Origin of the sequence: Neobacillus drentensis, from assembly GCF_036966985.1 — a bacterium.
GTDB lineage: Bacteria > Bacillota > Bacilli > Bacillales > Cytobacillaceae > Neobacillus > Neobacillus drentensis_E.
This window is the reverse complement of record NZ_JBALSN010000596.1, coordinates 1-1,165: the sequence shown is the minus strand read 5'-3', so window position 1 is coordinate 1,165 and position 1,165 is coordinate 1. Positions and strand designations below refer to the sequence as shown.

Genomic DNA, 1,165 nt, shown 5'->3' with positions numbered 1-1,165 from the left:
AACTCTTGCACCCGTTAGTTTAAGTGCAACTGTTCACATAACAACTATATCAAACGCCAAATTTACCATGAATTTTTAATATTGTTGCTTCAAATCGTTATATATATTTTTTGCTTGTTCATATATATCATTGTTTGGCTCGATTTGAAAATTTTCAACGCTATCACTTAGATGAAAAACTCCCTTATCATCTATCACTAAAGTGCCTGAAATTTGGTCATTATAGATAAATGTTATAGTTATTGCCTTTTCATAATTAATTTGTTGGTTGGTTTGTCCAATATATTCAATTTGATTGTATGCATCAACAAGTGACTGAACAGTTTCCTGCTCCACTTTATTATATCCACTGTATAAACTCTGTCCTAAGCCAATATCAAAATAATCTGCTTTAATTTTCTTAACAGAATTGTAACTACAGCCACTTACAATTAAATACACCATTACTATGGTAGAAATAAATAATGATTTTCTCACAATTCCAATCCCTCCTATCTACAACGATGTAAATGCTTTTCAAATAAAATACTCAGGGGTTTCAAAATGTAGTCTCCTTATTTTTTTTAAAATTAATAAATTCGACTTGTTTTAGAACAATTCCTTCTTCCACTAACCTGCTTCGTTAACTCAACAAGAAAAAGCTGCCTTAATGACAGCTCTGATCTTTAACTCAAGCACCCGTTAGTTGAAGAACATCGTTCATTTACCAATCAGAAACAGACTATCCCCTTCATACAATTGATACTGTTCAAAAGATGTTGAATCAGCAAATAAGTCTAAATACAATTTCTTATTAAATTCAATTATCAAATCTTCCGTAGGTTCATAGTGATAAATTTTCGTAATTGGAATCTCTAATAAATACTTTTTTAAAGTGGAGAGAAAACCGATTCCTCGTTGCTCCGTAGCACCTACTAAAATGCCATCCCTATTTCTTAATCTCCAAGGACATTCTACATTTAAATTGCCATTCTCAAATATAACGTTTATTAACTCTGCCCCAACTAAAGTTACCTCAGTAACTTTTTTACCAAAGAAAGTCGAAAAATCAACATCGCTTGGCTTAATTGAAATATCCATTTTTTCACCTGATTTCACATAAACTTCACTGTATTATTGTTCCATTATAGCTGATTTCCTTGTTCAACTAACCTGCTTACGTTAG

The 1,165-nt window shown here is 31.3% G+C and carries 2 protein-coding genes; both read right to left on the bottom strand.

The genetic code is table 11. The features are described 5' to 3' along the window. Nucleotides 1-75 precede the first annotated feature (75 nt). Entirely contained in the window at nt 76-477 is a 402-nt protein-coding gene (locus V7659_RS28655) for a hypothetical protein (RefSeq protein ID WP_335543453.1), read from the bottom strand. Between the two features lie 222 nt (nt 478-699). Further along, on the bottom strand, nt 700-1,080 hold the full coding sequence (locus V7659_RS28650; RefSeq protein ID WP_335543452.1) for a hypothetical protein: 381 nt from the start codon (nt 1,078-1,080) through the stop codon (nt 700-702). Nucleotides 1,081-1,165 lie beyond the last annotated feature (85 nt).

Coding starts and splice junctions, on each gene's coding strand:
- V7659_RS28650 (WP_335543452.1), bottom strand. CDS start 1,080: ATGGATATTTCAATTAAGCCAAGCGATGTTGATTTTTCGACTTTCTTT.